Origin of the sequence: Caldanaerobacter subterraneus, from assembly GCF_004345675.1 — a bacterium.
Taxonomy (GTDB): Bacteria; Bacillota; Thermoanaerobacteria; order Thermoanaerobacterales; family Thermoanaerobacteraceae; genus Thermoanaerobacter; species Thermoanaerobacter subterraneus.
Map to the genome: position 1 here is coordinate 1 of NZ_SLWU01000012.1, position 25,205 is coordinate 25,205.

Annotated in this window: 20 protein-coding genes, 3 tRNA genes and 2 other annotated features; of the genes, 7 read left to right on the top strand and 16 right to left on the bottom strand. The window is 38.6% G+C overall.

From position 1 onward, the window contains the following. Nucleotides 1–221 precede the first annotated feature (221 nt). The gene (locus EV203_RS13780) at nucleotides 222–467 is read left to right on the top strand and encodes a phospholipase D family protein (RefSeq protein WP_279432256.1); all 246 of its coding nucleotides are present in this window, start codon (nucleotides 222–224) and stop codon (nucleotides 465–467) included. 63 nt (nucleotides 468–530) lie between these two features. After that, entirely contained in the window at nucleotides 531–1,652 is a 1,122-nt protein-coding gene (locus tag EV203_RS06785; RefSeq protein WP_132039757.1) for a site-specific integrase, read from the top strand. 84 nt (nucleotides 1,653–1,736) lie between these two features. On the opposite strand, the gene EV203_RS06790 is transcribed toward EV203_RS06785, so the two are convergent. Both EV203_RS06790 and EV203_RS06795 read right to left on the bottom strand, forming a co-directional pair. Continuing rightward, nucleotides 1,737–1,813 (bottom strand) — tRNA-Arg (locus tag EV203_RS06790). Nucleotides 1,814–1,866: 53 nt separating this feature from the next. Next, the gene (locus EV203_RS06795) at nucleotides 1,867–4,605 is read right to left on the bottom strand and encodes a UPF0182 family membrane protein (RefSeq protein WP_009609912.1); all 2,739 of its coding nucleotides are present in this window, start codon (nucleotides 4,603–4,605) and stop codon (nucleotides 1,867–1,869) included. Between the two features lie 192 nt (nucleotides 4,606–4,797). Between EV203_RS06795 and EV203_RS06800 the strand changes: the two genes are divergently transcribed. Beyond that, a complete protein-coding gene (locus EV203_RS06800; RefSeq protein ID WP_009609883.1) occupies nucleotides 4,798–6,012 on the top strand; it encodes an LCP family protein in 1,215 nt (404 codons plus the stop codon). Between the two features lie 53 nt (nucleotides 6,013–6,065). Here EV203_RS06800 and EV203_RS06805 read toward each other — a convergent pair. The 4 genes from EV203_RS06805 to lepB all read right to left on the bottom strand — a co-directional run bounded on the left by EV203_RS06805 (nucleotide 6,066) and on the right by lepB (nucleotide 8,427). Further along, a tRNA-Ser gene (locus tag EV203_RS06805) sits at nucleotides 6,066–6,160 on the bottom strand. A 12-nt stretch (nucleotides 6,161–6,172) separates the two neighbouring features. Next, nucleotides 6,173–6,261: transfer RNA gene (locus EV203_RS06810), tRNA-Ser, on the bottom strand. A 74-nt stretch (nucleotides 6,262–6,335) separates the two neighbouring features. Beyond that, nucleotides 6,336–7,613, bottom strand: coding sequence for a serine--tRNA ligase (gene serS / locus EV203_RS06815; RefSeq protein WP_009609894.1), 1,278 nt, complete (start codon nucleotides 7,611–7,613; stop codon nucleotides 6,336–6,338). Nucleotides 7,614–7,652: 39 nt separating this feature from the next. Beyond that, nucleotides 7,653–7,846: a binding site (T-box leader), on the bottom strand. A gap of 50 nt (nucleotides 7,847–7,896) precedes the next feature. After that, on the bottom strand, nucleotides 7,897–8,427 hold the full coding sequence (gene lepB / locus EV203_RS06820; protein WP_011024556.1) for a signal peptidase I: 531 nt from the start codon (nucleotides 8,425–8,427) through the stop codon (nucleotides 7,897–7,899). A gap of 129 nt (nucleotides 8,428–8,556) precedes the next feature. On the opposite strand from lepB, the gene EV203_RS13390 reads away from it, so the two are divergent. Next, nucleotides 8,557–8,727 (top strand): hypothetical protein, encoded by a 171-nt coding sequence (locus tag EV203_RS13390; RefSeq protein ID WP_022588566.1) that lies wholly within the window; start codon nucleotides 8,557–8,559, stop codon nucleotides 8,725–8,727. Nucleotides 8,728–8,829: 102 nt separating this feature from the next. Continuing rightward, on the top strand, nucleotides 8,830–9,894 hold the full coding sequence (gene ytvI, locus EV203_RS06825) for a sporulation integral membrane protein YtvI (RefSeq protein WP_011024555.1): 1,065 nt from the start codon (nucleotides 8,830–8,832) through the stop codon (nucleotides 9,892–9,894). Nucleotides 9,895–9,921: 27 nt separating this feature from the next. Here ytvI and ilvB read toward each other — a convergent pair whose 3' ends face one another. The 8 genes from ilvB to ilvN are packed head-to-tail and all read right to left on the bottom strand — an operon-like array spanning nucleotide 9,922 to nucleotide 18,763. Beyond that, on the bottom strand, nucleotides 9,922–11,580 hold the full coding sequence (ilvB, locus tag EV203_RS06830) for a biosynthetic-type acetolactate synthase large subunit (RefSeq protein WP_011024554.1): 1,659 nt from the start codon (nucleotides 11,578–11,580) through the stop codon (nucleotides 9,922–9,924). Beyond that, nucleotides 11,577–13,247: a dihydroxy-acid dehydratase gene (gene ilvD, locus EV203_RS06835; protein ID WP_011024553.1), complete on the bottom strand. Its 1,671-nt coding sequence runs from the start codon at nucleotides 13,245–13,247 to the stop codon at nucleotides 11,577–11,579. The genes ilvB and ilvD overlap by 4 nt, the downstream gene beginning before the upstream one ends. Before the next feature lie 4 nt (nucleotides 13,248–13,251). Further along, nucleotides 13,252–14,319 (bottom strand): 3-isopropylmalate dehydrogenase, encoded by a 1,068-nt coding sequence (leuB, locus tag EV203_RS06840; RefSeq protein WP_009610489.1) that lies wholly within the window; start codon nucleotides 14,317–14,319, stop codon nucleotides 13,252–13,254. Then, a complete protein-coding gene (gene leuD, locus EV203_RS06845; protein ID WP_011024552.1) occupies nucleotides 14,319–14,804 on the bottom strand; it encodes a 3-isopropylmalate dehydratase small subunit in 486 nt (161 codons plus the stop codon). Before leuD ends, leuB begins: the two co-directional genes overlap by 1 nt. Beyond that, a complete protein-coding gene (gene leuC / locus EV203_RS06850) occupies nucleotides 14,804–16,060 on the bottom strand; it encodes a 3-isopropylmalate dehydratase large subunit (protein WP_011024551.1) in 1,257 nt (418 codons plus the stop codon). Before leuC ends, leuD begins: the two co-directional genes overlap by 1 nt. Next, a complete protein-coding gene (locus tag EV203_RS06855) occupies nucleotides 16,051–17,244 on the bottom strand; it encodes a 2-isopropylmalate synthase (RefSeq protein ID WP_132039759.1) in 1,194 nt (397 codons plus the stop codon). Before EV203_RS06855 ends, leuC begins: the two co-directional genes overlap by 10 nt. Before the next feature lie 18 nt (nucleotides 17,245–17,262). Next, nucleotides 17,263–18,258, bottom strand: a complete 996-nt coding sequence (gene ilvC, locus EV203_RS06860; protein WP_009610487.1) for a ketol-acid reductoisomerase — start codon at nucleotides 18,256–18,258, stop codon at nucleotides 17,263–17,265. A gap of 1 nt (nucleotide 18,259) precedes the next feature. After that, nucleotides 18,260–18,763, bottom strand: a complete 504-nt coding sequence (ilvN, locus tag EV203_RS06865) for an acetolactate synthase small subunit (protein WP_011024549.1) — start codon at nucleotides 18,761–18,763, stop codon at nucleotides 18,260–18,262. A 38-nt stretch (nucleotides 18,764–18,801) separates the two neighbouring features. After that, nucleotides 18,802–19,052 (bottom strand) — a binding site (T-box leader). 276 nt (nucleotides 19,053–19,328) lie between these two features. Here ilvN and namA point away from each other — a divergent pair. Continuing rightward, entirely contained in the window at nucleotides 19,329–20,342 is a 1,014-nt protein-coding gene (namA, locus tag EV203_RS06870; protein ID WP_009610488.1) for an NADPH dehydrogenase NamA, read from the top strand. Between the two features lie 25 nt (nucleotides 20,343–20,367). Here the strand turns inward: namA and gyrA are convergent, their stop codons facing one another. Both gyrA and gyrB read right to left on the bottom strand, forming a co-directional pair. Next, a complete protein-coding gene (gyrA, locus tag EV203_RS06875) occupies nucleotides 20,368–22,791 on the bottom strand; it encodes a DNA gyrase subunit A (protein ID WP_132039761.1) in 2,424 nt (807 codons plus the stop codon). Between the two features lie 13 nt (nucleotides 22,792–22,804). Continuing rightward, nucleotides 22,805–24,706, bottom strand: a complete 1,902-nt coding sequence (gene gyrB, locus EV203_RS06880; RefSeq protein ID WP_043884037.1) for a DNA topoisomerase (ATP-hydrolyzing) subunit B — start codon at nucleotides 24,704–24,706, stop codon at nucleotides 22,805–22,807. Between the two features lie 169 nt (nucleotides 24,707–24,875). Between gyrB and EV203_RS06885 the strand changes: the two genes are divergently transcribed. Next, nucleotides 24,876–25,205 carry a tRNA-binding protein gene (locus EV203_RS06885; RefSeq protein WP_011024545.1) on the top strand — a complete coding sequence of 110 codons (330 nt, stop codon included), beginning with the start codon at nucleotides 24,876–24,878 and terminating at the stop codon, nucleotides 25,203–25,205.

Here is a 25,205-nt window from a genome sequence, read left to right on the forward strand (position 1 = left end):
GTTTATTTTGATAATTCGAGGTAAGTTCTTAAACTTACACTCTGTATTTTATCAGGAGGTACTTATTTTTTCAAAGTCCATTCTCCCTTATTTTTATTCATTACAGGAATGCTCCATTAATTTATTTTTTACTCGCAATCATAATTTTATTTCTAAGAAAAAAAATTATTTCTACCAGAATATATACCTACACGTATTATACCCCTTTCTTTGTTAAATTTATAAATGATGATGGTATTTTCTTACACTACAAACTTTACATAATCGATGATTCATATGCCTTCTTGGGATCTTTAAATTTTACGTCTTCCGGATTTTTTAAAAATTACGAATCATGTATAACTATAAGCGATGAAAATATAGTAAAAGCTCTTTCCGAATACTTCGAATATATAGCTAATAGTCAAATCAATGAAATTGATATTTCATCTTTGGGGCACAGGCTTTACAACGAACCTATTAATTAAACTTTAATGCTTAAAAAACAATTTTATAGTAAATTTACAATAAATCTATAGGGAGGCATTAGTATGAGGGGGCACATAAGAAAAAGGGGATCTACATATTCAATTGTTGTAGATGTAGGAAGAGATGAAAATGGGAAAAGAAAGCAGAAGTGGATAAGCGGGTTTAAAACAAAAAAAGAGGCTGAAAAAGCGCTAGCAGAAATTATAGCTAAAATTGAAAAAAACGAATTTATAGAGCCTTCAAAGATAACCCTACAGCAGTTCATCAATGAATGGCTCAAAATATACGGCGAACCTAAGTGGGCTCCAAAAACTCTTGTCTCAAACAAATCCCTTATTGATAATTACATAATACCTAATTTAGGTCATATAGAACTCCAGAAGCTAAAACCCGTGGAAATTCAGAAATTTTATAACTCATTAAAAGAAAAGCAGCTTTCTAACACAACAATTAACTATGTACACAGGCTTCTTAATCAGGTTTTGAAATTTGCAGTTAAATGGCAGTATATAGCCAAAAATCCGTGTGAATTGGTAGAAGCACCTAAAAAAGACAAAAAGGAATTTGTAACGTGGAATTTTGAACATGTAAAAAAAGCAAAGAAAATTTTTAAAGATACTCCAATATACATCCATGTTATGATTGCTTTGTACACAGGTCTAAGGCTGGGTGAAATATGCGGTTTAAGGTGGGAAGATATAGACTTTAAAAATCAAACAATAACTGTGCGGCGGACAGCACAGAGAATAGACGGGCGGTTCATCTTTAAAGAACCAAAAACAGAAACAAGTAAAGGAATTATATCTATTCCAGACTTTTTAGTTCAAATCTTAAAACAAGAAAAAAACAAGCAGCTGCAGAATAAACTGATTTTTGGCGAAAAATATGTAACTGAGTACGAAGGTTTTATAAGTGTCTGGGAAGATGGAAGATTTAAAGAACCTGATTATGTTACAAAAAAATTCAGGAAAATTCTTAAGAAACAGTCTGATATACCGGTTATAAGATTTCATGACCTGAGGCACACACATGCAACTCTCATGCTGCGCTCTGGAGTTGACTTAAAAACCATCTCTAAAAGATTAAGGCACGGGCAGATAAGCACTACTGCAGATTTTTACTCTCATGTAGATTTAGAAATGGATAGAGAAGCACTGAGAAAATTAGAATCAAATTTATCTTAAAAAAACAACTCTCACCTACAAGGTGAGAGTTAATTTTTGATGTTTGCAAAATGTTTGCAAATTGAGGTTGTAAGATTATCAAAATGGTGCGCCCGGAGGGACTCGAACCCCCAGCCTTCTGATCCGTAGTCAGGCGCTCTATCCAATTGAGCTACGGGCGCAATCATTTTTGCTATCAATATAATAGCATATTTCGCTTCAGTTTTCAATCTTTTTAATCTTTTACCCCTTCTTTGAGAAGCTTCAAAATCTCTTTGAGTTCCTCCATGTACTTTCCAAAAGAAGCCCAATCTCCTTTTTTCACAGCTTCCACAGCTTTTTCATAAGTATCATGAGCTTTTATTATCAACTCCCTTTGCCCCTCTGCCGATCCTTTCGTCTCTTCTTGAGTTTTCTCAATAATTTCAGGAGCTGTAGCATTTCCTAAAAACACCTTCTTAAGCGATTCTTCTAAAGTGGGCTCCATGGCTATCTGGTCCTTGTAAGCTACAATGACCCTCTTTACCTCAGGGAGAGCATTTTGATTTTGCGATTGTATATAAAGTGGTTCAACGTAAAGTATAGAATCATCTATTGGAATTACCAGCAAATTTCCCCTGCTTACAGTAGACCCTTGCTGATTCCACAGACTTAACTCTTTTGAAATATTTGGATCCTGATCTATCATGTTCTCTATTTGTAAAGGCCCATATACAATAGTGTTCTTAGGAAATTTATATACTACCAGTTTACCATAATTGTCTTTGTCCATCCTTGCAGCCATCCATGCCACCATGTTGGCTTTAGTTGAAGGAGTATAAGGTATCATCAGTATAAATTCTTCCTTTTGCTCTCCAGGAAGTCTCATTATCATGTACTGAGATTCCTGATATTGTACCTCATTATCAAACTTCTCCTTCGCAATATCCCACGCATCTTCTTTATTATAAAATACCTGTGGGTCTGTCATGTGGTAAGTTTTATAAACTTCTGTCTGTATATCGAACAAAAATTGAGGATATCTTATGTGCTGGCGAATTCCTGCCGGCATTTTTTCAATGTCTTTAAAAAGCCCAGGAAAAATCTTTTTATATGCCTGGATGAGGGGATCTTTTTCATCTGCGATATAAAAATCCACCTCTCCGTTATAAGCATCCACCACAACCTTCACAGAATTTCTAATGTAATTAATTCCTACATTACCATAAGGCTGTGAATAAGGAAAGTTTGTAGAATAAGTGTAAGCGTCTATTATCCAGTAGAGCTTTCCATCACTTACCACTATATACGGGTCATCGTCATACAAAAGGAAAGGAGCTATCTTGTTCGCTCTCTCTAGGATGTTGCGATGAATTAAAATTTTGCTATCTTTCGTTATATCAGCAGATAAAAGAATCCTCGCTTCCTTTTCATAAAGAGCAAAAAGGATTCTATTAGGGAAAGTCATCGGAATACCTGTTGTCCCCTTGTAATTTGTCTGGATGTTTTTATCTCCAGAAGGATAATCAAATTCTCCTGTTTTAGTGTTCACAATCACGTAATCATTAGTGAGCTCCCCAAAATAAATCTGGGGTCTGTCTATTCTTATATCAGTAGAAGTAGTAGGTGGAATATCTTTTACTATCATCTCTGGCTGCCCTGTGGGGGTAACATCATTCACCAGAGACATAACCACTCCATAGCCATGGGTGTATTTAAGGTGCAGGTTTATCCATGTCTTAGCCTGTGGTGATAGATTTTCTTGGTCTATTTCTCTGGCTGCTATAAATACCTGTTTGTACTTCCCATTTATTGTGTATCTATCTATGTCTATGTCATTAAACTTATAATAAAGCCTTAAAGCCTGTAATTGGTTATAAGCCTGTTTTACAGGGCGATAATCGTTAATCATTATATTGTCTATAGTATCCCTATTTTTCTGGAGCACTTCCCACGTAAGTTCTTTTTTCGACGGATAGTCCTTCTCCTCCACTTTATCCAGTCCAAAGCCCTTTCTCGTGTACTCTATGTTATAACTTATATACCTGCTTTCCTTGTCAAGCTCATTTGGAGACACTATTAAATTCTGTACAGCTGTTTCTGTTAAAGCCATCACAAGAGAAAATAAAGGCAATAAGAGCACAGAAATTATGGCGTATTTTAAATTTTTCTTCATCAAAAATACGAATACTAAAAAAGCCACAACAACAGAGAGGGCAGAGAGGATGTAGTAAAATGTCAAAGTTACGTGGACATCTGTGTATGTTGCTCCAAACACTCTCCCTTTTGTAGAATACAAAATCTGAAATCTAGCAAAATAATATCCAACCGCTAGAAGCAAGAAAAAAAACGCAGCAAGAGGAGCTATTTCTCTAAAAGCCTTCTCTAGAATTTCCTTATTGTATATCGCCCTGAACAAATTGCCATCTCTTTCAGATATTTCATAAAATCTGGTTTTATCTGAAAGGTACATGAGAACATACGCTACAACAGTAGCAGATATTACTAGAATTAAAACAACCATCAAAAGACGGTAAATGTCGTAAACAAATGGCAATCTAAATACATAAAAGCCCACGTCTTTTTTGAAAATGGGGTCAGAATAATTAAAACTGACAGCATTTTTAAAGAAAAGCCAGTCATTCCACCAGCTCAAAGCTGCATATAAACTTACAAGAAAGCTTACAAAAAGAGAGGTGTAAACACCTATTTTTTTATATTTACCTGCACTTCTTTTCACAACAATATCCTGAGCAAAATTCACATAGTCATTGACTACTTTTACAGAATAAAAATACAAGAAAACAAAAATGATTAAAAAAACAGGTAAAGCTAGCTCTAGCTGAGCTAAAAATTTCCTAAAATATACAGTGAGATAATTAAGGTCAGAAAACCATTGCAAGTCGACTATAAAGTTTATTATTTCTTTTCCCACAGAAATAACCAATAAAATCAAAAAAGCCGCCAGCAAAAGTGTTATATTAGGCTTTTTCAAATCTAGCACCCCTTTTGACAGTTTCTTTTATAATTATAGCACACTTTTATAAATTACCGATAAGGGAATACTTTGCGAAATTAATAAAAATTTAAGAATTTGTAACATTGTATTAATTGACATTGTCAAACTGAAGTGTTATATAATAGGATATGGCACAAAGGGGGATGAAAATCTCGAGGAGGTCAGAAGATGAAAAAAGTAGTAAAAATACTGGCCGTAATTTTTCTGGGAATAATACTTTCTGTAGGAATAGGTGCTTACATATTTTATAAAAATATACATGTACCTGCCGTACAAGAAGAAAATCCTATAGCTTCTTTGAACAATCCAGAAAAAAAAGAGGAAGACCTTTCTTCAAAAAACGTCCTCGTTGTGGGAAGTGATGAAAACAATTTATCTGACACGTTATTTATAGCCAACTACAACCCTAAAAATAAAACTATAAGCATTTTATCAATTCCAAGGGACACCTATTATCCTCGTCCAGGTTATAACTCTCCAGGGGATAAAAAGATAAACGCCGCTTTTACCGAAGATGGAATTGAAGGAACAAAGAAAGCAGTAGAAAATTTACTCGGCATAAATATAGACCACTACATCATCATAGACTATGAAGGCTTTAAAAAAGTAATTGATACAATAGGCGGCGTAGAAGTAGATATTCCTTTTGACATGAAGTATGACGACAACAGCGCTAATCCCCCTCTTCACATCAATTTAAAAAAAGGTCGTCAGGTGCTGGATGGAGAAAAAGCAATCCAATTTGTAAGGTATAGACATGGTTACATTGATGGAGACTTAGGGAGAATAAAGGCTCAACATCAATTTTTAGAAGCCTTGTTTAAAAAATTAACACAGCCTTCTACTCTGCCAAAGCTTCCTTCTCTAGCCATTGCTGTAAGCAAACACATAAAAACAGACCTCACAGCAACAGAAATTGCCAAGTATGCTTATCAATTCGTAAAAGACAAGCCTTCTTCTATAAAATCTTTTACTCTGCCTGGCGAACCGGATTATAAAGATGGAGTAAGCTATTTCTTCGCAGATAACACAAAAATTCCCGAAGTAGTAGCAGAGTTTTTGGGAGATAAAACTACTTTCTCTTTTGACCCTTCTGAAATAGAGAAAAATAAGGCCATAAAAGTGGAAGTATTAAATGGAACGAATATACCCGGTCTTGCTTCAAAATGCGCTGAAACTTTGAGAAAACAAGGTTTTGATGTAGTAAGAATAGGAAATGTCGTGGGAACCACTTTTTCCACATCTCACGTATATGCCAGAACTGATGAGGAAAAGGCAAAAAAAGTAGCAAACGCTCTTTCCATAATTTGTGTAGAAAAAGATATTACCCCTGATTCAAGCGTAGATGTAACTGTAATACTTGGAAAAGACAAATCAAAATAAAAACAAAAAGCTGTGAAGTAAGTATGCTTCACAGCTTTTATTTTCTTAGTAAATGGCGGAGAAGGTGGGATTCGAACCCACGCGCCGGGGTTTTTCCCCGACCTACAGTCTTAGCAGGACCGCCCCTTCACCACTTGGGTACTTCTCCGCAAAGAGCTTCTGGCGGAGAGGGTGGGATTCGAACCCACGGCCCCTTGCGGGGTCACTGGTTTTCAAGACCAGCTCCTTAAGCCACTCGGACACCTCTCCCAGCTGGGACGATATAAAGTATATCACAACCCAGCCTTATTGTCAATATTATCTGCCAGTAAAATACTGGGAAATCATTCTTCCTTCCTTATAACATCTACTTTCATATATGGCCTCAATACTTCAGGCACAACTACAGATCCGTCTTCCTGCTGATAATTTTCTAGAATAGCCGCAAAAGTCCTCCCAACTGCCACTCCAGAACCATTTAAAGTGTGAACATATTGGAGTTTTCCTCCACCTTTTGGCCTATACCTTATATTGGCTCTTCTGGCCTGGAAGTCCTCACAATTGCTGCAGGAAGATATCTCTACGTATCTTCCATAACTTGGCATCCAAACTTCTATGTCGTATTTCTTTGATGCAGTAAATCCTAAATCCCCTGTGCATATAGCAACCACTCTGTAAGGAAGGCCAAGAGCCTGCAGAACTTCTTCTGCATCTCTTGTCATTTTTTCCAATTCCTCGTAAGATTTGTCCGGTTCTGTGAATTTAACCAGCTCTACCTTGTCGAACTGATGCTGCCTTATAAGCCCTCTGGTATCTCTTCCAGCAGCCCCTGCTTCCTGCCTGAAACAAGCACTGTAAGCGCAGTGGTATATAGGAAGCTGTTCTCCGTCTATTATAGTCTCTCTGTAAAGGTTAGTCACAGGAACTTCTGCAGTCGGAATCAGGAAATAGTCTGTGCCTTCTACTTTGAAGGCATCTTCTTCAAATTTTGGAAGCTGGCCTGTCCCAAACATGCTTCTCCTATGTACAAGGAATGGAGGAAAAACTTCTTTATAGCCGTGCTTTTCTATGTGAAGGTCCAACATAAAGTTTATCAAAGCTCTCTCAAGCCTTGCTCCTAACCCTTTGTAAAATACAAAACGAGAACCTGTAACCCTAGAAGCCGCTTCAAAATCCAGTATTCCCAAAGCCTCACCTATTTCCCAATGGGGCTTAGGTTCAAAGTCAAACTTTCTGGGCTCTCCCCATCTTCTAACCTCTACGTTGTCCTCATCGCTTTCTCCTATAGGCACACTCTCATGAGGAATATTGGGAATTGTCCAGAGTATCTTTTCCATTTCTTCTTCTATTTCCCTCAATTCCTGTTCCATGTCTTTTATCTTATCTGAAAGTTCTTTCATTTTAGCGATAAGTTCTGACGCATCTTTCCCTTCTCTTTTTAGCCGAGCTATATTGTCTGATTCTGTATTCCTCTTATTTTTAAGAGCCTCCAGTTCCACAAGCATCTCTCTTCTTTTTTCATCCAGTAAAAGCAGCCTGTCCAAGTCCGCTTTTTCTCCTTTTAATTCTATAGCCCTTCTGACTACATCTGGATTACTCCTTATAAATTTTATGTCAAGCACCTACACCCCTCCTCCTTTCTAAAAATAATTCCCGTCCCACAAAGGGACGGGAACCCCGTGTTGCCACCCTCTTTCGGCCCAAAAATTGGGCCCTCCACATGATTTAACGGTCGCCCGAAGGTCATTACACCCTAGCTCCAGGATGGATTTCGTAAGTAAAACTTACTGGTTCGCACCACCCACCAGCTCTCTTAAAAGTCTTTACTTACTACTCGTCCCTTCATCGCCTAAAGTTATTCACTTTTTAAATTATTATACTACTTTATTAAAGTATTTTCAACCCTCATTTTCCCTCCATACTGCCAATTCTATTTGGAGGCCATATCCTAAATACTACTTTGCCCAAAATTTGATCCTTTGATACGTATTTGTGCTGCCAAAATCGGCTGTCCATAGATTCGTTCCGATTGTCTCCCAACATAAAATAGTGGCCTGGAGGCACCACATAAGGGCCAAAATTTCCTTTCATGGGTTCTTTTACATAAGGCTCATTTACAACCTTTCCGTTTCTTATGAGTTTTCCATCTTTTATTTCTATGACATCTCCTCCTATTCCTATCACTCTTTTCACAAAATTAACTTTTGGATTGTCAGGAAAACGAAATACTACAATGTCTCCTCTTTTGACAGGTTCAAATCTGTATATAAATTTGTTCACAATGAATTTGTCGTTTATGTGTATTGTGTCCATCATTGAACCCGTAGGGACATCCACCAGCTCAAACACATAAGTCCTAATGAAAAGGGCAATTGCGAAAGCGAGAAGTATAGTAAATATCCAGCTTAATATCTCTTTTCCTATATTTTTGCTCATACTGACTCTCCTCACTTGAAAGTACAATGATATTATAGCATAAACTTCAAATAAATTCTAATCTTCCTTGTATATTTTTGCTAATATTTGTCAATAATAAAATCAGCACAAAATGAAGGGGAGATAAGAATGAGAGAAATTGAATATCTTATCACTTTAGCTGAAATAAAAGACACAGAATATAAAAATTTGCTGGCGTTAATTTCCCTTATAGATTTATTGGTAGAAAAAGGAATTATAACAAGAAGTGAGCTTGCACAAAAGTCAAAAGAAATAGCAAAAATAAAAACCGCCCTTTAAAAATCCGTTTCGGCGGATTTTTTTATTACAGTCAACAATTACTCTTAATGATAGACTTTTATCAATTCTCATATTATAATAAAAAGGAAGGAGGTCAAAACGGTGAATAATTTTCTATTGAGATACGGTGATATAATAAAAAAAACACTACTCATTGTTGCTGTCTTTATTATATTTTACTTAATCATATTTAAAATTATTCCTTTCTTGATGCCGTTTGTAGTGGCTTTGCTTCTCGCTGTGATAATTGATCCTGGTGTAAATTTCTTAGAGAAAAAATTAAAGGTGCCGAGAGGACTAGCATCCTTTATTTTACTTTTGATATTAATAGGTGTGATAGGATCACTTATTGCAATATCAATAACACAACTTATATATGAACTAAGTTCTCTTGCGGAAATAAGCACAAATTATGCAAATACTATTAATGACATAATTTTAAATCTTGTTGATAGAATAAGAATGTATTACATATCATTGCCCCCAAATATTACATCCCTTATTGAAAGCAACATGCAGTCGATTTTAAACTATGTATCATTATTTGCAAAAAATCTTGCTACATGGCTTTTGAATTTTGCAACAAAATTGCCTAACTTTTTCTTTATGACTTTGATAACACTTGTTGCTACTTTTTTTATAAGCAAAGATAAACAGCTTATACTAGATTTTATAAAAAGGCAGATTCCATCTCATTGGGCACAGCATGCAAAAAATATTCAGGTAGACCTTTTAAAGACATTTTTCGGTTATCTGCGAGCAGTAGCAACAATAATGCTTATAACCTTTTTGGAAGTCTCCATAGGCCTTGCAATAATAGGTTTTGACTATCCATTTCTATTGGGTCTTCTTGTAACCATTGTAGATGCATTGCCCGTACTAGGTTCTGGTGCTGTCATGGTACCATGGGCGCTTTATAACATCATAATGAAAAACTACATGGTAGGGATATATCTTTTAATACTGTACGGCTTGGTGGTAGTTGTAAGACAGATGATAGAGCCTAAGATTGTAGGTCAGAGCATCGGACTTCATCCTCTTGTTACGCTTTTATCTATGTTTATAGGTGTAAAACTTTTTGGCGCTATAGGACTTGTAATAGGGCCTGTATTTGTAGTAGTATTTAAAGCTCTTCAAAAAGCAGAAATTATCCCGCCTTGGAAATAAAAAGAAAGGGTCACAAACCCTTTCTTTTTATGCAATAGTATCTTCCACAGTCCCACCTGCGGGAATAAATGGAAGCACCATTTCATCTTTGTCTATAATACATTCTATCATAAAAGGTTTTTTTTCGCTATAGGCTTTTTTAAAAGCTTTTTCAAAATCCTCTTTTGTTGTAACTCTTATTCCTTCCACTCCAAAATCACTGGCAATTTTGGCAAAGTTAAGGTGTGGATTTAAATCTGTCTGAGAAAATCTCTTTTCGTTAAAAAGATACTGCCACTGCCTTACCATTCCTAAAGCCTGATTATTAAGTAGTACTATAATAACCGGGATATTGTAGAAAGCAGCAGTCTCTAAGGCGTGTATATTCATTCTCAAGCTTCCATCTCCTGCAATATTCACAACCCTTTTATCTGGCCTTCCCACCTGCGCACCTATTGATGCGGGAAGGCCAAAACCCATTGCCCCTAATCCCCCTGAAGTGACAAAAGTTCTAGGCTTTTTAAATTTGTAAAACTGTGCTGCCCACATTTGATTTTGCCCTACTTCTGTAGCTATAATGAGATCATCATTTGAGAGCTCTTGAATTTTTTCTACTATCCATTGGGGCCTTAACATGTCGTCTTTTTTATATCTAAGCCCATGTTTCACTCTTAATTCTTCTACTTCCTCTAACCATTCTCTTCTTTCCATAGATGGAACTCTATCTGCAAGAAGCTTTAATACCTTCTTTATCTTCCCAACTATCCCCACATCCACTTCTACATTTTTGCCTATTTCTGCTGCATCGATGTCAATGTGTATAAATTTGGCCTTTGGTGCAAGCCCTCCGGCCTTTCCTGCCACTCTATCGCTAAATCTCGTTCCTACAGCTATCACAAGGTCTGAGTGATATACAGCTAAATTTGCAAATCTGCTTCCATGCATACCTATAAGTCCCAAAGATAGAGGATGGTCTCCGGGGAAGCATCCTAACCCCATCAGTGAAGTTGCAACAGGGATATTCGTCTTTTCAGCAAATTCCAAAAGTTCCCCACAGGCTTCTCCCCATATCACTCCCCCGCCTGCAAAGATAACAGGTTTCTTGCTTTCTAAAATCAACTCCACCGCCTTTGACAAGCTCTCTTCAGAAATAATTTCTTTTATTCCATTTTTGTATTCTATCTCTCCCTTTCTTTCATACTCTATTTCTGCATTTTGTATATCCTTTGGAATGTCCACCAAAACCGGCCCTGGCCTTCCGCTCTTTGCAATTGCAAATGCTTCCCTTAAAGTATCTGCCAGCTTTTCAGGAGATTTTACCACAAAATTGTGCTTTGTAATAGGCATTGTGATGCCTGTAATGTCTACCTCCTGAAATGCGTCCTTTCCTATCAGGTAAGTTGGAACCTGGCCGGTTATAGCGACAACCGGAACAGAATCCATATAAGCATTGGCAATCCCTGTAACTAAATTAGTAGCTCCTGGCCCTGAAGTTGCAATGCACACCCCAACTTTTCCGGTAGCCCTAGCATATCCATCTGCCATATGAGCAGCCATTTGTTCGTGTGTTGCTAAAATATGCCTTATGTCAGAGTCATACAAAGCATCGTAAATCGGAATAACTGCTCCTCCAGGGATTCCAAATACATTATCAACCCCCATCTCCTTTAAAACTTCTATCACAACTTGAGCCCCTTTTAGCTTCATACTCCTCCCTCCCTAAATACCGCTCCTTTACTCCCCGAAGTCACCTCTCTTGTATACCTCGCCATATAACCCTTCTTTATCTTGGGTTCTGGCCTCTTCCAATTTGCCATCCTTTTCTTTATTTCCTCATCACTCAATTTGACATTTATCTTCCTCGCTGGAATGTCAATTTCAATAATGTCTCCATCCTCAATTATGGCAATCTCTCCTCCCTCCATCGCCTCAGGAGAGACATGCCCTATAGAAGCCCCCCTTGTCGCTCCCGAAAACCTTCCATCCGTTATTAGGGCGACGTCCTTATCAAGACCCATACCTGCAAGGGCGGATGTAGGGCTTAGCATTTCTCTCATGCCTGGACCACCTTTAGGCCCTTCGTACCTTATAACCACAACGTCTCCTTTTTGTATCTTTCCACCGTATATCGCCTCAATAGCCTCTTCTTCTGAATCAAATACTCTAGCCGGTCCCTCATGTCTTAACATCTCTGGTGAGACAGCAGAAGCTTTCACAACAGCCCCTTCCCTAGCTATATTTCCAAATAATATTGCTATTCCTCCTGTCTTGCTGTAAGGATCTTCTATGGTCCTTATCACATCCCTATTTCGCACTTTTGCATCTTTTATGTTTTCTCCAAGAGTCCGACCTGTCACTGTCAAAGCATCAAGGTGTAAAAGGCCTGCTTTTGAAAGCTCTTTTAGCACAGCAGAAACTCCCCCTGCAAAGTGAAGGTCTTCTATGTGGTATTTCCCTGCAGGACTTAACTTGCAAAGGTTTGGAACCCTATCGCTTATGTCATTTATCTCTTCTAAAGGTATATCTACTCCTGCTTCATGAGCTATGGCTTTTAGGTGAAGGACCGTATTAGTAGACCCTCCTAATGCCATGTCCAGGCTAAAAGCATTCACAAATGCTTCTTTTGTGAGTATCTGTGAAGGAGTTATGTTTCTTTCAACAAGCTCTACTATTTTCATCCCGGCTTCCTTTGCAAGCCTTATCCTTTCAGAGTAAACCGCCGGTATCGTTCCATTTCCAGGAAGTCCCAAACCTAAAGCTTCTGTAAGGCAGTTCATTGTATTTGCTGTAAACATTCCTGAACAGGACCCGCAAGTAGGACAGGCATTTCTTTCTATACTGTAAAATTCCTCTTCTGTTATTTTGCCAGCCTTTAATGCTCCTACCGCCTCAAAAACTGTGCTCAAGTCACAAGTCGTGCCATCACAAATACCTGCCAGCATGGGGCCGCCGCTTACTACAATCGCTGGAATATCAAGCCTTGCCGCCGCCATAAGCATGCCTGGTACTATCTTGTCACAATTGGGTATGAGTACAATTCCATCAAAGCCATGAGCCATTGCCATTATCTCTATGCTGTCAGCAATCACTTCTCTGCTCCCTAAAGAATACTTCATCCCTCCATGACCCATGGCAATGCCATCACACACTCCAATGGTAGAAAATTCAACAGGCGTTCCTCCCGCCATCCTTATACCTGCTTTCACCGCTTCTGCTATTTTATCAAGGTGAATGTGCCCTGGGATTATTTCATTTTTTGAATTGGCCACTCCTATTATAGGCCTTTTTAGCTCTTCATCAGTAAGCCCTAAGGCATAAAGCAAGGACCTATGAGGTGCCCTCTCCACCCCTTTTTTTACAGCATCGCTTCTCAAAATATCACCCCTTTATATACTCAACAACTTTATCTCCCATCTCTTCTGTAGAAAGCACAATTCCTTTGCCCAAATCTGCTGTTCTAAAGCCTTCCTCCAAAGCTCTTTCCACCGCTTTTCTTATATCCTGTGCAGCCTCCTCCTCGCCAAATGAATACTGAAGCATCATCGCAACAGATAAAATTGTGGCAAGAGGATTAGCTATTTTCTTTCCGGCAATATCCGGAGCAGACCCGTGTATTGGCTCATAAAGTCCAACCCTATCTCCTCTTAAGCTGGCAGAAGGGAGTATTCCAATAGAGCCCACGATTTGCGCTGCTTCATCGCTCAAAATATCTCCAAACATATTATTGGTGAGAATCACATCAAACTGGAAAGGGTTTTTCACAAGCTGCATCGCACAGTTATCTACGTACATGTGGTTTAGCTCCACCTCAGGATACCTCTTAGCAACTTCTTCTACAGTCTTTCTCCAAAGCCTTGAAGATTCCAACACGTTTGCCTTGTCGACAGATGTAATCTTTTTTCTCCTCCTTAAGGCCGCCTCAAAAGCGATAACTGCAATTCTTTCTATCTCCTGCGTCTCATAAACTTCTGTATCATAAGCCCTAAATCCATATCCTATAGCCTCTTTTCCTCTTGGTCCAAAGTAAATTCCGCCTGTGAGCTCTCTTACGACAAGTATATCCAGCCCTTTTTCCAAAAGTTCATTCTTTAAAGGAGAAGCATCTTTTAAAGAAGGGTATAAAACCGCCGGCCTTAAATTCGCGTACACCCCCAAACTTTTCCTTAAGGCCAGAAGACCTGCTTCAGGTCTTTTATCTCCCTCTAAACCGTCCCACTTAGGTCCCCCTACAGCCCCCAGAAGAACTGCATCACTTGAAAGGCAGCCATTTCGCGTCTCCTCAGGATAAGGCTCCCCATACTTGTCAATAGCCTCTCCTCCAAAAGGATATTTCTTTATATCAAATCTGAGCCCGTACTTTTCTTCCACAGCTTTTAAAACCTTTAAACCTTCTTCTATCACTTCTGGACCTATCCCATCTCCTGGCAAAACTGCTATCCTGTACATTAACGCACCTTCTCTCTCACGTAATTTATAAGTCCTCCATATTTTATTATCTCTTTTATAAATTCCGGAAATGGCTGTGCTTTAAATTCTGTCCCTTTTGTGACATTTCTAATTATTCCATTATCTACATCCACAGAAACTATATCCCCTTCTTCAATGCCATCCACAGCTTCTCTAGATTCCAGTATAGGAAGTCCTATATTTATGGCATTTCTGTAAAAAATCCTGGCAAAAGACTTGGCAATTATACATGAAATTCCAGAAGCTTTAATGGCAAGAGGAGCGTGCTCCCTTGAGGAACCGCAGCCAAAATTTTCTCCTACGACTAATATATCCCCTTCTTTTACCTTATTTTTAAACTCCCTATCCAGATCCTCCATGCAGTGTTCTGCTAATTCTTTCGGATCGGAGGTATTTAAAAATCTAGCCGGTATTATCACATCTGTGTCGATGTTGTCCCCGTACTTTATAGCTTTGCCCTGCATCATTCCACCTCCTCAGGGCTTACAATGTAGCCAGCTATTGCTGAAGCCGCTGCAACTGCTGGACTTGCGAGATAAACCTCGCTTTCAGGATGTCCCATCCTTCCCACAAAATTTCTATTTGTAGTAGCTAAAGCTCTTTCTCCCTTTGCCAGGACTCCCATATGCCCTCCAAGGCATGGACCACAGGTAGGAGTTGAAACTGCCGCTCCTGCCTTTATAAATTCTTCAATGTACCCTCTCTTCACGCATTCCAAGTATATCTCCTGTGTAGCCGGGAAAATTATAAGCCTTACATCTGGATGAACCTTTTTGCCCTTCAAAATCCTGTAAGCTATCTCCATGTCAGAAAGCCTTCCATTTGTACAGGACCCTATAACTACTTGATCTATCTTAACTTTTCCGACTTCATCAATACTTCTCGTATTCTCAGGCAAATGGGGAAACGCCACTTGAGGCCTTATATCATCAAGATTTATTTCAATTACTTCGCTGTACTCCGCATCCTCATCCCTTTCAAAAACTTTATACTCTCGCTTTGCCCTCTTTTTAACATAAGCTTCTGTAATCTCGTCAAAATCAAAGATTCCATTCTTTGCTCCTGCTTCAATCGCCATATTTGCAATTGTAAACCTGTCGTCAATTGACAAAGCTTTTATATTCCCTGTAAATTCCATGGATTTATATAAAGCCCCGTCAACTCCAATCTTGCCAATGATATAGAGTATCACGTCCTTTCCACTCACCCATTTGCCGAGATTTCCTTTTAAAACAAACTTTATTGCCTCAGGCACCTTAAACCAGGCTTTCCCTGTGGCCATAGCCGCAGCCATATCGGTGCTTCCCACTCCTGTAGCAAAGCAGGTAAGAGCACCGTAAGTGCAGGTATGAGAATCGGCTCCTATCACCACATCACCTGGAAGAACAAGGCCCTGTTCTGGAAGGAGGGCATGCTCAATGCCCATCCTTCCCACTTCAAAGAAATTAACTATATTATATTTTTTAGCAAATTTTCTCATTACATTTACCTGCTCCGCTGATTTTATATCCTTGCTCGGCACAAAGTGGTCTGGCACTAAAGCTATTTTTGTGTTGTCAAAAACCTTATCTACCCCTATTTTTTCAAACTCTTTTATCGCAACAGGTGCCGTTATATCATTTCCCAGCACCATATCCACGTCTATCTCTATCAATTCTCCAGGTTTTACCTCTCTGCCCGCCTTTGCCGATAAAATCTTTTGTGTAAGAGTTAAGCCCAAGCTTCTCCCTCCCTAAAGCTCCTAAATTCTTCTATAGTCTCCTCTACAACAAATCGAATATCCTCTTCCACTATGGTCTTTTTCCTATCGGCTAAATCTTTAAACTTTCTAAAAGCTTCACTTATCTCACCGGGAGAAAGGTTGTAGCCCAGTTGCCTTACTTTAAGTTCAAAAGCGTTTCTTCCTGAAAGTTTACCTAAAGCGAAAGTGTCAGGAACAACTCCTATATCCTCTGGTCTCATTATTTCATAAGTTAATCTATTGTTTATGACTCCATGCTGGTGTATCCCGGACTGGTGCCTGAAAGCATTAGCTCCTACTATAGCTTTATTTGGCTGTAACTTAATCCCTGTGAGTTCGCTAACTAGTTTGCTCGTATTGTATATCTCTTTTGTATTTATGCCGTGTACAAGTCCAAAATAATCTTTTCTGGTATTTAAAGCCATTATAACTTCTTCCATAGCAGCATTTCCTGCTCTTTCTCCTATCCCGTTCACAGTAACCTCTACTTGAGTTGCTCCATTTTCTATAGCAGAAAGAGAATTGGCTACAGCCAGCCCTAAATCATTGTGGCAATGCGCACTTATTATTACTCCATCAATATTTGGAACATTGTTTCTTATATACCTTATAAGCTCTCCATACTCCCTCGGCATAGCATAACCTACCGTATCAGGCACATTTATAATATGGGCTCCTGCATCAATTACTTCGCTAAACACTTTCACTAAAAAGTCCCAATCAGTCCTTGAGGCATCCTCTGCTGAAAACTCTATCTCATCAAACTTCCCTCTAGCGTATTTCACCATTTCAACTGCTTTTTTCAGAACCTCATCTCTTGTCATCTTCAACTTGTACTGAAGGTGTATATCAGAAGTAGCTATAAAGACGTGCAATCTGGACTTTTCTGCATTTTTAAGAGCACTGCTGGCCCTGTCAATGTCCTCTTTCACAGCTCTTCCCATCGCAGCAATGGTTACGCCTTTTACGTAGTCAGCAATATTCTTTACTGCCTCAAAATCCCCATTGGAAGCTGCAGGAAATCCCGCTTCTATCACGTCTACCCCAAGCTTTGCCAGCTGATAGGCAATTTCAAGCTTATCCCTGCTGTTAAAATTTACCCCTGGCGTCTGTTCACCATCTCTTAAAGTAGTGTCAAAAACTATAACTCTCTTAACCCCCATTTTTAACCTACCCCCTTTTTATTTTTTACTAAGCCATGGCATCATTTCCCTTAAACTTTTTCCAACTTTTTCAATTGGATGGTTTGCTTCTCTTTCTTTAATCGCGTTATACTGCGGTCTTCCCACCTGATTTTCCAAAAGCCATTCTTTTGCAAACTTGCCCGTCTGAATCTCTTCCAGAATCTTCTTCATCTCCTTCCTCGTCTCTTCAGTTATTATCCTCTTACCCGTCATGTAATCTCCAAACTCTGCTGTATCAGAAATTGAATACCTCATGTAGCTAAACCCACCTTCGTATATGAGGTCAACTATGAGCTTCATCTCATTTACGCACTCAAAATAAGCGATCTCCGGTTGATACCCTGCCTCCACAAGCGTTTCAAATCCAGCTTTCATGAGTTCAGTCAAGCCTCCGCAAAGCACAGCCTGTTCTCCAAACAAATCTGTCTCAGTTTCCTCTTTAAAGGTAGTCTCTATAGCACCTGCTTTTGTTCCTCCTATTCCTTTGGCATAAGCTAAAGCTATGTCAAGGGCTTTACCTGTGTAGTTTTGATGTACCGCTACAAGACATGGCACCCCTTTCCCCTCCTGGTACATCCTCCTCACTAAATGCCCAGGCCCCTTTGGGGCTACCATAAACACATCTACATTCTCAGGAGGGACTATCTGCTTGAAATGAATGTTAAATCCATGAGCAAAAGCTAAAGCTTTCCCTTCTGTGAGGTTTTTCTCAATGCTTTCCTTATACACTTTTGCCTGTTTTTCATCAGGTATGAGCATCATTATCACATCTGCCACTTTTGCCGCTTCTTCAACGGTTAACACTGTAAGCCCTTCTTTTTCTGCCCTTTCTTTTGACTTGCTTCCCTCATAAAGTCCTACCACTACATCAAAACCGGAATCTCTCAAATTTAACGCATGCGCATGTCCCTGACTTCCAAAACCTATAACCGCAATCTTCTTTCCCTTAAGAACTTCTGCATCAGCATCTTGGTCATAGTACATCTTTGCCATATCACAATTCCCCCTCATATTCCTTTAATGTTTTATTACCTCTTTCCAAAGATATAAGTCCTGTCCTTACAAGCTCTTTCACATCAAACTTATTGATCAAATTCAAAAACGCCTCAATTTTTTCTGGATCCCCTGTCATCTCTATGATAAGTGAATCCAGCGAAATATCTATAACTCTCCCTCTGAAAGTCTCCACAATGTGCATTATGTCGTTTCTCGTATTTGAGTCATAACCTACCTTAACTAACAGAAGTTCTCTTGATACGTTATCCCTTTTTCCTATGTTCTGCACTTTTATTACATCCACAAGTTTGTTGAGCTGGCGTATAATCTGAGTAACAGTGTAATCATCCCCTAAAACTGTGAGGGTAATTCTGGATATGTCTTCTCTCTCCGTTGTACCTACAGCAAGGCTTTCTATGTTGTAGCCTCTCCTTGAAAAAAGTCCTACCACCCTTGACAAAACGCCCGGATGGTTGTTTACTAGAACTGAGATAATGTGCAAAAAGCATCACCCCCCTTAAAAACTTTACCCGCCCTGCGTAACAGGGCGGGGACTTTTCATCCACGCGGTACCACCTGTCTTCGCTATTGCCTCACGGCAAATAGCCTCACCAAGTTTTTGCAAACTTGAACTGTAACGGGCACCCCCGGTATAGCCTAATGAGTCCTTTTCAAAGGACCGTTCAGCTATACAGCTCCAGAGCGATCTAATATGTGCCTTGGCACCGGTTCGCACCAACCACCGGCTCTCTTGAGCCTTAGCACATACCCCTCTCCTTCATCGCTTTTCTTCATTATCATTCTGAAACTGTAAATTTTCATGAGAGTTACTTGTTATTTTATCAGCCTCTTTTACTTTAGTCAACTAAATTGTTTGTAAATTTCCAAAAATCCATCGTTTACATTTACTAAAAAATTTTAAAAAGGTATCAAAAAAATTGCTTATTTTTTAACTATCATTAAAAATTGCTTTAATCACATGTAGCTTAAATATTTTTGCTAAATTTGGTTTTTAAAAAGATATGTATTATGATTAAAATCAGAAAGTTCCAGAAAGGAGGGTGTTTATGAGTATTTTACATACACCTTTAAAGATAAAGGATATTACAATAAAAAACAGAATCATGATGTCTCCCATGTGTATGTATACAGCTTCTACTGAGGGAATGCCAAATGACTGGCATATAGTTCATTATGCCACAAGGGCTATTGGTGGAGTAGGACTCATTATGCAAGAAGCTACAGCTGTTGAAAGCAGAGGAAGAATAACTGACCGTGACCTTGGCATATGGAATGATGAGCAAGCTGAAGAATTAAAAAAAATTGTAGACATCTGCAAAGCAAATGGCGCTGTAATGGGAATACAGCTTGCTCATGCAGGAAGAAAATGTAATATACCCTATGAAGATGTTGTAGGACCTTCCCCTATTAAAGCAGGAGACCAGTACAAACTCCCAAGAGAATTAACCATTGATGAAATAAAATCTATAGTAAAAGCTTTTGGAGAAGCTGCCAAAAGGGCCAACTTAGCAGGTTATGATGTGGTGGAAATACATGCAGCTCACGGCTATTTAATTCATGAATTTCTTTCTCCTCTTTCAAATAAACGAAAAGATGAATACGGCAATAGTATTGAAAATAGAGCAAGATTTTTAATTGAAGTGATAGATGAAGTTAGAAAAAATTGGCCTCAAAACAAACCTATTTTCGTGCGCGTATCTGCAGACGATTACATTGAAGGCGGAATAAACATAGATATGATGGTAGAATATATCAATATGATAAAAGACAAAGTTGATGTAATTGATGTAAGCAGTGGGGGACTTTTAAATGTTGATATAAACCCATATCCCGGATATCAAGTTAAATATGCTGAAACAATTAAAAAGCGCTGCAATATAAAAACCTGTGCAGTAGGATTAATAACGACACAAGAACTTGCAGAAGAAATTCTTTCAAATGAAAGGGCTGACTTGGTTGCACTGGGAAGAGAACTTTTAAGAAATCCCTATTGGGTTTTGCATACATACACTTCAAAGGAAGACTGGCCAAAACAATATGAAAGAGCATTTAAAAACTAAGCCCCCAAAACTTGAGGGCTTAGTTTTATTCCTCACTTTCAATTCTTGCCGTAGAGACCACTCTATCTCCGTCTTCTAATTTCATAAGGGTGACTCCTTGAGTGTCTCTGTGCATTTTTGATATATCTTTTACTTTCATTCTTATCAAAATTCCGTTAGCAGAGATTATCATAAACTCATCTTCCGGTTGGACACACCTTATGGAGACGAGTTTTCCTGTTTTTTTGCTAAGTTTCATTGCAATTATTCCCTTACCTGCTCTTCCTTGGATTCTATATTCTTCTAAATCAGTTCTCTTGCCAAATCCCTTTTCTGTAACAGTCAAAACTTCTCCGTCAGGATGTACCAAATCCATTTCCACGACTTCATCGTCTTCTCTTAGCGATATAGCCATCACTCCTCTTGCAACCCTTCCCATTGGCCTTACATCTTTTTCGTTGAACCTTATCGCATATCCTTTGGCAGTACCTATTATTACCTCTCTTTCTCCATTTGTCAACTTTACATTTATGAGCTCATCATTTTCATCCAGAGTTATGGCAATTATTCCATTTCTCTTAATAGATTTAAATTCTTCAATGGAAGTTTTCTTTATTATGCCCTTTTTGGTACACATAAGGACATACTTTATGTCGTCTGACTTCTTAAGAGGAATAACTGCCGTGACCTTTTCACCTTGAGAAATCTGTATCAAGTTTACTATAGCAGTTCCTTTGGCTTGTCTCCCACTTTCAGGAATATCTATAGTCCTCAAACTATATACTTTCCCTTTATTCGTGAAAAACAACAGCCTATCGTGGGTAGTGGTTATGAATATATCTTCCACAAAATCATCTTCTCTGGTAGATATTCCTAAAATTCCTTTACCGCCTCTCTTTTGAGACTTATAGGTGTCAAGAGGCATCCTCTTTATATACCCGTAGTGGGTCATAGTAACTACTACATCTTCCAGCTGAACCAAATCTTCAAAATCTAATTCCTCTTCCTTTGCTACAATAACTGTCTTTCTTGGAGATGCGTATTTATTTTTTATTTCTAAAAGCTCTTTCTTTATTATCTCCAACACTTTCCTTTCATCTGCTAAAATCTCTTTCAACTCTTTTATCTTCTCTATGAGTTCTTTTAACTCATCTTCTACTTTTTGCCTCTCAAGCCCTGTCAGCCTTCCTAATCTCATGTCAACTATTGCTTGTGCTTGTTTATCGCTTAGTCCAAATCTCTTCATCAAATTTTCTTTAGCAATAGCTTCTGTTTTAGAACTTCTTATTATGTTTATCACTTCATCTATGTAGTCGAGAGCTATTTTTAAACCTTCCAAAATATGCGCTCTTTCTTCCGCTTTTTTCAAGTCAAATTTAGTTCTTCTTGTCACTACATCAGCCTGATGGTCTACGTACTTTTCAATAATCTGCTTGAGATTGAGTATTTTTGGCTCTCCATCTACCAGAGCTAACATTATAGCTCCAAAGGTCTGCTGCATCTGAGTATGCATGTACAATTTGTTAAGTATAACTTTTGGGTTGACATCCCTTTTTAGCTCTATTACAATTTTCATTCCATTCCTGTCAGATTCATCTCTTAAGTCAGCAATTCCCTCTATTTGCTTGTTGTGCACCAATTCAGCAATTTTTTCAATCAATTTAGCCTTTAAAACCATGTAAGGAATTTCTGTGATTACAATTCTCGTTTTGCCTTTGTGCTCTTCAATTTCCGCCTTTGCTCTGACGATAATTTTGCCTCTACCTGTCTCATACGTCTCCTTTATTCCGTCCCTACCTAGGATTATACCTCCTGTTGGGAAATCTGGTCCTTTAATGTACTTCATCAGTTCATCCACTGTGATGTAAGGGTTGTCTATATAGGCAACAATGCCATCTATAACTTCTACTAAATTGTGAGGAGGTATATTTGTAGCCATTCCTACTGCAATTCCTTGAGATCCGTTTACCAGTAAGTTTGGAAAGCGAGAAGGCAAAACCACGGGCTCTTTCAAAGTTTCATCAAAGTTTGGAACGAAATCTACAGTCTCCTTGTTTATATCTGTAAGCATTTCAAGAGCGATACGGGAAAGCCTAGCTTCTGTATACCTCATTGCGGCAGGAGGGTCTCCATCTATGCTGCCAAAATTTCCATGCCCGTCTATCAAAACCTCTCTCATGGAAAAGTCCTGTGCAAGCCTGACAAGCGTATCATATACAGCAGCATCTCCGTGAGGATGGTATTTCCCCAAAACTTCACCAACTACTGCTACGCTCTTTTTATAGGGCTTGTCTGGTGTCAAACCCATCTCATTCATGGCATAAAGAATTCTTCTATGAACAGGTTTTAAACCATCCCTCACGTCAGGAAGGGCTCTTCCTACAATCACGCTCATCGCATAATCAATATAGGAATTTCTCATCTCATCTTCTATATCAACAGGAATGACCTTGTCCATTTCTTCGTTCATCCATTTCACCTCTTCATATATCCAAATTCCTTACTGTCTTAGCATATTTTTCTATAAATTCTCTTCTGGGCTCTACTTTGTCTCCCATCAGTATAGTAAAAATTTCATCGGCAGCAATGGCGTCCTCAAGGGTGACTTTAAGCATTGTCCTTTTTTCTGGGTCCATTGTAGTTTCCCAGAGCTGGTCTGCATTCATTTCACCTAAACCTTTGTACCTTTGCACTACAATGTTTTCTCTCCCAATCTCACTCAAAATTTTATCCAATTCCCTGTCCGAATAAGCGTAGTAGACCTTCTTACCCTTTGTAATTTTATACAAGGGCGGTTGAGCAATGTATATATGTCCATTTTCAATAAGTGGCTTCATAAATCTGAAGAAAAATGTGAGAAGAAGCGTTCTTATGTGGCTTCCGTCCACATCGGCATCTGTCATTATAATCACTTTGTGATACCTTAACTTGCTTATATCAAAATCCTCTCCAATTCCAGTTCCAAGAGCAGTTATTATAGAGCGAATTTCTTCGTTAGAGAGAATTTTATCAAGTCGAGCTTTTTCCACATTTAAAATCTTACCTCTTAAAGGGAGTATTGCCTGGAATCTACTGTTTCTGCCTGCCTTAGCAGAACCTCCTGCCGAGTCTCCTTCTACTATGAAAAGCTCGCATTTTGAAGGGTCTTTCTCTGAGCAGTCCGCCAGTTTTCCTGGCAGGGCTGTATTTTCAAGAGCTGATTTCCTTCTTGTCAGTTCTCTCGCCTTTCTTGCTGCTTCTCTTGCTCTTGCAGCCTGCAGAGCCTTTTCAACAATTATTCTGGCAACAGAAGGATTTTCCTCAAGGTAAGCAGAGAGTTTTTCTGTAACTACTCCTTCGACAATAGACCTCATCTCAGGATTTCCGAGCCTCGTCTTTGTCTGCCCTTCAAACTGCGGATTTTTAAGCTTCACGCTGACTATAGCAGTAAGGCCCTCTCTTACATCCTCTCCCTGCAGATTTTTTTCTCCGTCCTTTATCATCCCATACTTTTTAGCATAATCGTTTATCACTTTGGTTAAAGCTGATTTAAAGCCTATTAAGTGTGTTCCTCCTTCTTTTGTGTCAATATTATTGGCAAAGCTGTATATGTTCTCATTGTAACTATCATTATACTGCATGCACACTTCTACTTCATAATCGGTGTTCTTTGCTTCCATGTATATCGGCTCTTCGTGGAGGACTTCTTTATTTCTGTTCAAATACTTTACAAAAGCTATAAGGCCCCCTTCGTAATTGAAGACTTCTTCCTTTCCATCTCTCTCATCTATAAGCTTTATATTTATGCCCTTGTTTAAAAAAGCCAATTCTCTCAATCTCTGGGCTAAAATATCATAATCAAATACAATTTCTTCAAAAATTTCCTTATCAGGTTTAAAAGTAATAATAGTCCCTGTCTCTTCAGTTTCCCCTATCACTTCAAGAGGAGTCTTTGGCACTCCTCTTTCATACACCTGCCTAAAAACCTTTCCCCTCTGCTTTACTATTACCTCTAACCTCTCTGACAAAGCATTAACTACAGAAACACCAACGCCGTGGAGCCCTCCAGAGACCTTGTAGGCATCGTTATTAAATTTTCCTCCAGCGTGAAGCATAGTAAGGGCTACTTCAACTGCGGGCTTGCCAACCTTTGGGTGTATATCTGTTGGAATACCTCTTCCATCGTCTTCCACTGTAATTGAATTATCTTTGTGAATAGTTACCACTATATTTTTGCAGTAGCCTGCCAGCGCTTCATCTATACTGTTGTCAACAACTTCATAAACCAGATGATGTAATCCCCTGCTGCCAGTAGAACCTATATACATCCCCGGCCTTTTTCTGACAGCTTCCAAACCTTCTAATATTTGTATTTGACTTGCAGTGTAAGTTTCATCCTTTGCCATAGTCCTGCCCTCCAAAAATTTATCCAACAGTTTTATTTTATCATTCTTTTTTAAATTGCTCAATTGAAAGAAAATTTCCCGGGAAATGTTTATTTTTATTATTCCCTATACTATAATATACTTAACAAATCTGCCTATATTATAATATACTTAAATTGAGGTGAATTCAATGGCCACATATGAAGATTTTTTAAAACTTGACATACGCGTGGGAAGAATAATTGAAGTGGAAGATTTCCCAAAAGCTAAAAAACCAGCCTACAAGTTAAAAATAGACTTTGGAGAGCTGGGCGTAAAAACCTCCAGCGCTCAAATAACAAAGCTCTACAAAAAAGAAGACTTGTACAACCGCTTAGTAGTCTGTGTTGTCAATTTCCCTCCGAAAAAAATTGCAGACTTCGTTTCAGAAGTATTAGTTTTGGGCGTTGACGATAAAGAGGAAAACGTCGTTTTACTTCAGCCAGAAAGAGAAGTAAAAGTAGGAAATAAAGTTTATTAA

Excerpts from the sequence above, each read along its gene's own strand:
- EV203_RS06785 (WP_132039757.1), top strand. The coding sequence starts at position 531 with ATGAGGGGGCACATAAGAAAAAGGGGATCTACATATTCAATTGTTGTA.
- EV203_RS06800 (WP_009609883.1), top strand. The coding sequence starts at position 4,798 with ATGAAAAAAGTAGTAAAAATACTGGCCGTAATTTTTCTGGGAATAATA.
- lepB (WP_011024556.1), bottom strand. The coding sequence starts at position 8,427 with ATGAGCAAAAATATAGGAAAAGAGATATTAAGCTGGATATTTACTATA.
- EV203_RS13390 (WP_022588566.1), top strand. The coding sequence starts at position 8,557 with ATGAGAGAAATTGAATATCTTATCACTTTAGCTGAAATAAAAGACACA.
- ilvB (WP_011024554.1), bottom strand. The coding sequence starts at position 11,580 with ATGAAGCTAAAAGGGGCTCAAGTTGTGATAGAAGTTTTAAAGGAGATG.
- leuB (WP_009610489.1), bottom strand. The coding sequence starts at position 14,319 with ATGTACAGGATAGCAGTTTTGCCAGGAGATGGGATAGGTCCAGAAGTG.
- leuD (WP_011024552.1), bottom strand. The coding sequence starts at position 14,804 with ATGCAGGGCAAAGCTATAAAGTACGGGGACAACATCGACACAGATGTG.
- EV203_RS06855 (WP_132039759.1), bottom strand. The coding sequence starts at position 17,244 with ATGGGGGTTAAGAGAGTTATAGTTTTTGACACTACTTTAAGAGATGGT.
- ilvC (WP_009610487.1), bottom strand. The coding sequence starts at position 18,258 with ATGGCAAAGATGTACTATGACCAAGATGCTGATGCAGAAGTTCTTAAG.
- namA (WP_009610488.1), top strand. The coding sequence starts at position 19,329 with ATGAGTATTTTACATACACCTTTAAAGATAAAGGATATTACAATAAAA.
- gyrA (WP_132039761.1), bottom strand. The coding sequence starts at position 22,791 with ATGAACGAAGAAATGGACAAGGTCATTCCTGTTGATATAGAAGATGAG.
- gyrB (WP_043884037.1), bottom strand. The coding sequence starts at position 24,706 with ATGGCAAAGGATGAAACTTACACTGCAAGTCAAATACAAATATTAGAA.
- EV203_RS06885 (WP_011024545.1), top strand. The coding sequence starts at position 24,876 with ATGGCCACATATGAAGATTTTTTAAAACTTGACATACGCGTGGGAAGA.